This window comes from Paraburkholderia steynii, from assembly GCF_900100565.1.
Taxonomy (GTDB): Bacteria; Pseudomonadota; Gammaproteobacteria; order Burkholderiales; family Burkholderiaceae; genus Paraburkholderia; species Paraburkholderia terrae.
This window is the reverse complement of the sequence record NZ_FNDI01000009.1, coordinates 88,916-96,457: the sequence shown is the minus strand read 5'-3', so window position 1 is coordinate 96,457 and position 7,542 is coordinate 88,916. Positions and strand designations below refer to the sequence as shown.

The following is a 7,542-nucleotide window of genomic DNA, read 5'->3' as shown; positions in this document are numbered from 1 at the left end:
GAACCTGCCACCCAAAGGCTCCCAGTCCTTCGGAGAGGGAGACCATGCGCCGGCCCAGGCTTTGTGGAACATCTGGTTGTCGGTGCCGAGACCGAAGATATCGAGTCGGTTGGGGCCCCAGGATACGGCCGCTGGCGAGCTGTTGAACCTGCCACCCAAAGGCTCCCAGTCCTTCGGAGAGGGAGACCATGCGCGGGCCCATGCTTTGTGGAACATCTGGTTGTCGGTACCGAGTCCGAAAATGTCGAGACGATTCGGTCCCCATGAGACGCTAGAGACCGCAATTCTTGACCGGGTACCCTGCGCGGCGAGAGGCTCAGAGCGCCCCAGTGCCGCCATGCCGCCCAGACCGAGCAGAGACGCCTTGCCGATCGTTTCAAGGACGAGCCGCCGCATGGTGTCAATTGCAACTTGCATGAGACCTCCCCTTCAGCAGAAGCGGGTAGTGAATGAATCTCCCCCGCTAAAAGCAGCGAGAAGCAACCAGTCAACGTTCAACGAAAAACTGAATCTGAGTTTCACGATTGTCGCTTTGACCGTGAGGGATTTTTTTGTTTTTCATGAGTCATCCCCGTGTAGTCGTTCACTATTGGTAGATGCGCACGCGGCTCCAGATGCGGCTTGTCAGCGCATCTTCAATTGGCTTCGTTACCATAACGCCTCATCGAGAGCCGTTATCCACTACAACAAACGTAGTCTCGGATCTTCACCGAATCAAGGCAAATGTTAGCATTGCAAATCATGAAAAAATACGACGTTCTATTTCGGTATCAGGCCAATCACGTACGCGCTTCAATGCCTTGAATTTCGTAGATGTTTCAATAGCATTTTTCTTGCAACACGCTAGAAAATATCTGGCGTTTTATACGTGTCAATCACGAAAGGGAGCGGAAGATCAACTATCCGGATCGACGCGGCACGGCTATTAGCCATATACGGAGTGGACCGTGAACCCGCTAGCCGGCCGCCCGACCATCAGTCGATCTACTGCAAGCCGAGTTTCTCCAGTGGCTTTCGCATCCGATACATATCGAGACCCAACACACCCGATGCGAGCCGCTCGCGCTTGTGCGCTTCGTTCGATTCGCGGGCGCTGGCTGTCTTAAGCGTTTCGAGCGCCTTCGCGGCCGGCGCGGCCGCGTGTGTGCGCCCGCCCGTTCTAGAACAGATGGTCGATACCGACGGTGACGGCCGTCTGGCTCGACGCGCCGGCCGGATTCAGCGTGCTCACAACGGCGTGCCGGTAAGACGTATAGTCGCCCTCCGCGTAGAGCGTGGTGCGCTTGGACAGCAGATAACCGAGCGAAAGCACGGACATTCCGCGACGCCCCGATTTGTCCGTCGAGACATTGGTCTGGTAGTACGCGCCGCGAAACACGAGGTACGGCGTCACAGTCCACGCAATGCCGCCAAAGCCGTTGTTGGTGACCATATGCGGCGCGCCCTGGTTTTGCTGGTCCTCGGACATGAAGCCGCCTGAAAAGCGTACCGGGCCGAGTTGATAGCTGGCGCCGACCATGTAGTAGCTGTCGCCGACGTAGGTCTTGCCGGCCAGCACGTTGCGATGGCCGTACAGGCCGCCAATCCCTATCGGTCCCGTCGTATAGTTGAGGCCGACCGCGCGCGCCGCGCCGCTGCTGAAGTCGCCGGCGACGCCGCCAAATGAATTGTCCGCTTCGACGAGCAGCGGGCCGAACGTGTTCTTGTACTTCACGTCGTTGTTGTTGCGGGTGCCATCGGATGCGACGGTCAACGGAATGATCGGCGTGAAATGAAAGCCGTACGGATCGTAAAAGCTGATGATGTCATGCGCGATCGTGTATTGGCGGCCGAGATCGAGCGAGCCGTATTGCTTGTGACCGATGCCGACGAATGACTGCCGGTTGAATATCAAGCCCGTCGTGTTGTCGAACTGACCGTTACCCAGATTGAAGCCGCTTTCGAGCAGGAAGTGCGCGTTCCATCCGCCGCCGAGATCTTCTCTAGCGCGGAAGTCGAGCTTGTTCGAGCTGTAGTAGCCGTTCGAATTCATCGTCGTTACCGACCCGCCGCCGGCGGCCGCGTTGGTCTGATGCCGCACGCCGCCGTCTACCGTGCCGAAGAGTTGCACGCTCGATTGCGCATGCGCGGACGTGGCCGCGAGAACCCCAATTGCCGTCGATACGCCCAGTCCCAGTCCAATGCGGTTCCTCCACTTTCCTTTCACAACTGTCTCCTGTTTTGATGTCTTTTCGACGCTGACGGGCGGCCGAACTTCTCCGCATCCGTCATGCGATGCCCCGCTACTGCTATACGATTCGTATGACTAACTATTGTGTATGGTTCGCGGGAGTCATCTTTTGTATTGGCAGGCAGTGCCGAATTCCGTCACCACCTACCATCTGCCAGATCAACTCCCAGCCGAACTGCCGCCGGACTGTTTCAACGCGCCGATCGACGTGTCCATCGGTTTGAATCCCGTCTTGAGTTCATTGCGCAGGGCAGTGCGGTTGAGCGCCTTCTCCCAGTTGGCGACCACGATCGTCGCGACGCTATTGCCGACGATGTTCGTGAACACGAACGCACTCGACAGTGCTTTGTGAATGCCGAGAATCAGCGCAATCGATTCCACAGGGATGGTGTTCGACGCGGCCAGCGTAGCGGCAAGCACGGCAATCGCAGCACCGGACACACCTGCCGCGCCCTTCGACGTCAGCAGCAGCACTGCGAGCAGCACCAACTGGTCGTGCCACGTCATCGGCGTGTTGGTTGCCTGTGCTAGAAACACAGCGGCAGCGGCGAAATAGAGGCATGTGCCGTCGTGATTGAACGTGTACGCGGTCGGCAAGACGAGGCCCACGACAGACTTTTCGCAACCGAGCCGTTCAAGTTTGTCGATCAGTTGCGGAAACACGGTCTCCGACGAACTCGTGCCGATCACGAGCAACAGTTCGGCGCCGATGTAGCGCATCAGTCGCAACAGGCTGAAACCGTTCACCTTCGCGATCGGCCAGAGAATCAGCACGATGAAAAGCGCGCAGGTCAGATAGAACTCCAGAATCAGCTTGCCGAGCGAGATCAGCGTGCCGAAGCCGAACTTGCTCACCGTGAAGGCGATCGCGCCAAACGCGGCGAGCGGGGCGACCTTCATCGTCAGGCCGATGATCCAGAACAGCGCGCTCGACACCGAATCGATCAGATCCATCGCCGGACGGGCGCGCTCTCCAATCGCTGCGAGACCGAACGCGAACAGCACGGAGAAGAACAGCACCTGCAACACGTCGCCGCCCGCAAACGCGCTGATTGCCGTATGAGGGATCACGTTCAGCAGGAACTCGCTCGTCGTGACGACATGATGTGCTTTCGCGACATACGCATCGACAGCCGACGAATGGATGCTGCTCATGTCCACATTCATGCCGACGCCGGGCTTCAGCACGTTGATGACCACAAGTCCGATCACGAGTGCAAGCGACGTCACCACCTCGAAGTAGAACAGCGCCTTGATAGCGACCCGGCCCACTTTCTTGAAGTCCCGCACACCGGCAATGCCGCTGCAAACGGTGCAGAAAATGATGGGCCCGATCAGCATCTGGATGACGCGGATAAACGCGTCGCCGACGGGTTGCAGGTTGATGCCGAACTTCGGAAACCAGTAGCCGACGGCAACGCCGAGCGCCATGCCGGCGAGAACCTGGAAAGACAGATCGCGATAGAACGGCTGGCGTCCCCGGGGTTTGGATGCGGCCTTGCCGGGCAAGCTCATGATGTCTCCTTCTGAAACGGCGGCGAATTTGAATTCGCTTGGACTGGTTGGAGCGGTGTCTGTCGAACTAGCGGGCGGCGTCGCCGAGCACGTCGAGGCAGTCTGCAAAAATTTCGTCGACACTCATCTTGCGTGGCAACAGTTGCTGGCGCTCGCAGAACGAAAGCGTCTCTTCGAGCGGTCCGCGCAGCGCATCGATGCCAAACAGCAGCGGATCGGGTTTGCTCGCGTCCCGACCACTCGCCACCGACTGCTTGCCTCGCCGCAACAGGTCGTAGACGGCCCGTACCGCGTCCGGATGCTGATCGACCAGTTCCTTCCTGACCACGACGACATGATTGATCGGCACATATCGATGCAAGCCGTACCACGCGCGATCGGCGGCGGCTGCGTCGGCGATCAGCGGCGCAAGCCCGGGTTCGTCCGGCAGATCGTTGCCGAGGATCGCGGCGTCGAGTTCGCCGGCGCGCAGCATCGGCAAGAGTTGCTGGCCCGGTTGCGCGCGACGCGCGAAGGACGGCTCGTGGTATTCGTCCAGATGCGCGCCTTCAAACGTCACCCAATCGATCTTGTCGATGGGCACGCCATAGGTTTGCGCGAGGATGGCCCGCACCCACATGCCCGTGGTCTGCGAGTAAGCGCGTACGCCGATTCGCTTGCCTGCCAGATCGTCGACACTCAGTTGCCCGCGTTGCGCATTATAAATAATGCACTTTTGCTGGAAGCGCGCCGCGACCACGGCGGGCAGCAGCACGACGGGCTTGTTGTACGCCTTCGCCTGCAGATAGGTGACGATTGCCAGTTCGCTGACGTCGAATGCCTGTTGGCGCGCCATCGGCGCGAACGCGCGATGGATGGGTTCGATATCCTCGAACACCAGTTCGACGGCGGGATCCGTCAGTTCGCCGGATTTCAGCGCACGCGTATGCGGATAGGTCTTCAGCGCGGTCTTCAGGCGCAGCGGTTTCGTTACGATGCTCACGTGTTTCTCCGTGTCGGCGGGTGCGGCGCTCAGCGGGCGAGCACGGGATAGAGCGCGCGTGCTGTATCGCCGAAAATCGCGTTGCGTGCGTCGGCGGGCAGCGTCGACAGACTGTCGCGCGCATCGGCAAGCAACTGCGGCAGCGTGCCTTCGGCGGCGGGGAAGTTGGAGCCCCATGCGATGCGCTTCGCGCCGAATGCCTCGAGCACGCGCGGGAAGAACTCGGCGGGTGTCGATGCGCCGCGCGAAGCCTCGGCAATCGTGCGATTGGTCAGCTTCAGATACACGCCCTGATGCGACGCAAGGCTGAAGAGCGGTGCGGCCGCTTCGTAGGGCGGGCCGCCTGCCAGTTCCGGGCGCGCGAGGTGGTCGAGCAGCACACGGATGCCGGGGAAGCGCGACAGCATGTTCAGCAACGCGGGAATGCCTTGCGCCGTCATCTGCAGACAGATCGACACGTCGTGCTTCTGCGCATAGTCCCAGACGGGAAACGAACGCTCGTCGTCCAGCCAGCCCGCCTGGCCCGGCATCGTGCTGCCCGTCGTGAATAGACGCAGGCCGCTCAGCCCGGCGTCGAGCCAGCGCTGCATCTGCGTGACGGCGTCGGCGGCCAGCACGTCGATCGAGAACACGCCTGCGAAGCGGTCAGGGTGGCTGCGCACCGCCTCGACCACATAACTATTGTCGTTGCCGTATACCGTCGATGCCTGCACGACGACCGCGCGGCCGATGCCGGCTTCATCCATGGCGGCGAGCAAGCCTTCAAAGCTGACGGGCCGCTTTGCCGACCATTCCGATTGATGGCCGCCGACGGGCGCGAGCGGATAACGCGCTTTATCCGGGGAAATTGCGTGGGTGTGAGTGTCGACAACGACAGACATGAACTGACTCCTGGCTGAAAACATCTTGATCGGATTGACGTAACTGTAAGCGCAGGCGAAGCGAATCCCGCAATATGAACTGCACCCTTCGACATAAATTTTGGTTAAGCTAGGGGTTTTCCACTGCACATCCTGATGGCTTATGTCGACTGTTGAAGGGCTGGAGAGGGACGATGATCTGGCGCGTTTGCGGCGCCTGTTTCTGTTCGATGCCGTCTGCGAAACGGGCGGTATCGGCCTTGCGGCGGCGCGCGCGGGACGCACTCAACCAGCAGTCAGTCTTGCCATCGGCAAGCTCGAATCGAGTTTTGGCGGCGCGCTGTTCGAGCGCGGTTACGGCGGCAGCGAACTGACGGCAGAGGGCGTGATCCTGCACCGGCGCGTGCGGCGCATGCTCGACCAGATGGAGCGCGCCGTCGCCGATCTGACGGGCGATGCGGACGTGCGTACCGCCCACGTTGGCACGATTTGCCGTCATTTGACGGATTCGCAGGTGCGCTGCCATATCGCCATTGCGCATTGCGGATCGGCTGCCGAGGCCGCGCAACAACTGGGCATCTCGCAGCCAGCCGTGCATCGCGCGGCGCGCCAGATCGAGCAGACGGTCGGCGCGACGCTTTACCGGCGCCGCGTGCATAGCGTGTCGGCGAACGCAGCGGGTATCGAGTTCGCACGCTGCCTGAGTCTCGCGATGTACGAGATCGCGCAGGCTCGCGAAGATCTCGCCCATGCGCGCGGACAGCTGACGGGCAAGATCTCGCTCGGCGTGCTGCCGATGCTCGCGCCTCGTCTTGTCGCGCGCGCGATCGAGCGGCTGCGTCGTCAGTACCCCGATGCCAAGGTGACGGTAGACGAGGGCTCGCATTCGCAGCTGTTGCGAGAACTGCGCTTCGGCAATATCGATGTGATCATCGGTGCGCTGCGCGAGCCGCGTCTGACAGGATCGATTCAGGAGCACGAGTTGTTCGCGGACCCGTATGTGGTGGCCGTCAGAAAGGGCCATCGGCTCGCGGGCAAAGCGAGGATCGCCGCGCGCGACCTCGCTTCGTTCGACTGGGTGGTGCCGCAACGCAACCTGCCGCGGCGTGCGGCAATCGACTCGATGCTTGCGCGCCTGCCCGGCAAACCGCCGCTCGTGGTCGAGACCAGTTCCCTCGCGATGATGATGGCGATGCTCGTGGAAAGCGATTGCATCACGTTGCTCTCGCGCTCGCAGATTCGCGAGGCGTATCCGGGCAGCGAGATGGTTGCGCTGGAACTCGAGACGCCGGAGGCGAGCCGGGTGGTCGGCTACACGCTCAGAACGGATTGGCTCGGAACGCCGATGCAGCAGGCGTTTATCGAGCAGCTGGTTCAGGAGTGCGGGGCCACGCAGCACGGTCAGCACAATGGGGACGAGCACAAGGCTTGACAGTGAACCCGGGCGATACGCCATGCCCGTGTAATTCCCGCCTAAGTTTTGGCGCCCAGACTGCGTGCCATGTGTGATCCTTGAAACCTACCGCCTACTTCCAGAGGACGACGATGAAGCACCGATTGGTCACGGGTTTGATAGCAATCAGCATGAGTGCTCTGATTGCCGGGTGTGCATCGCCCGTCGAACGCGCTAACGAGAAAAACGACCTGCTGTCGGCGGCGGGGTTCCATATCGTCCCCGTGACGACGGACGCGCAGCGCTTGCAACTGCAGACCTTGCCGCCCAATCGCGTGGTGCAGAAGGTCAAGGACGGCAAGCCTGTCTTTCTCTATGCGGACCCGTACTCGTGCGGCTGCCTGTATGTCGGCGACGAAACGGCGTGGGATAACTACAAGCGCGAACAGCTCCAGCAAAAGTTCATCGATCAGGAACGGATGAACGCGGAGATGAATGAGAACGCGGCGTGGAACTGGAGCATGTGGGGCCCGGGTCCAGGGCCGGGTTGGTGGTATTGAGC

The 7,542-nt window shown here is 60.9% G+C and carries 7 protein-coding genes and 1 pseudogene; 2 read left to right on the top strand and 6 right to left on the bottom strand.

Annotated features, from left to right (window positions below; genetic code table 11):
• The 6 genes and pseudogenes from BLT65_RS17870 to BLT65_RS17850 form a co-directional block, all read right to left on the bottom strand.
• On the bottom strand, window positions 1-417 hold a 417-nt coding region (locus BLT65_RS17870), incomplete at its 3' end, for a PLL family lectin (protein WP_482811877.1).
• 567 nt (window positions 418-984) lie between these two features.
• Window positions 985-1,131, bottom strand: a pseudogene (locus tag BLT65_RS47900) (4-carboxy-4-hydroxy-2-oxoadipate aldolase/oxaloacetate decarboxylase); the annotation flags it as partial.
• Window positions 1,132-1,159: 28 nt separating this feature from the next.
• Window positions 1,160-2,206, bottom strand: a complete 1,047-nt coding sequence (locus tag BLT65_RS17865) for a porin (protein ID WP_091779546.1) — start codon at window positions 2,204-2,206, stop codon at window positions 1,160-1,162.
• Window positions 2,207-2,389: 183 nt separating this feature from the next.
• The gene (gene dctA, locus BLT65_RS17860; protein ID WP_042305230.1) at window positions 2,390-3,745 is read right to left on the bottom strand and encodes a C4-dicarboxylate transporter DctA; all 1,356 of its coding nucleotides are present in this window, start codon (window positions 3,743-3,745) and stop codon (window positions 2,390-2,392) included.
• Window positions 3,746-3,812: 67 nt separating this feature from the next.
• Entirely contained in the window at window positions 3,813-4,727 is a 915-nt protein-coding gene (locus BLT65_RS17855) for a substrate-binding domain-containing protein (protein WP_091779544.1), read from the bottom strand.
• A gap of 29 nt (window positions 4,728-4,756) precedes the next feature.
• Entirely contained in the window at window positions 4,757-5,608 is an 852-nt protein-coding gene (locus BLT65_RS17850; protein ID WP_091779542.1) for an amidohydrolase family protein, read from the bottom strand.
• Window positions 5,609-5,750: 142 nt separating this feature from the next.
• Here BLT65_RS17850 and BLT65_RS17845 point away from each other — a divergent pair, with 142 nt between their 5' ends.
• Both BLT65_RS17845 and BLT65_RS17840 read left to right on the top strand, forming a co-directional pair.
• A complete protein-coding gene (locus tag BLT65_RS17845; RefSeq protein ID WP_042305227.1) occupies window positions 5,751-7,019 on the top strand; it encodes a LysR family transcriptional regulator in 1,269 nt (422 codons plus the stop codon).
• 152 nt (window positions 7,020-7,171) lie between these two features.
• The gene (locus tag BLT65_RS17840) at window positions 7,172-7,540 is read left to right on the top strand and encodes a hypothetical protein (protein WP_229516519.1); all 369 of its coding nucleotides are present in this window, start codon (window positions 7,172-7,174) and stop codon (window positions 7,538-7,540) included.
• Window positions 7,541-7,542 lie beyond the last annotated feature (2 nt).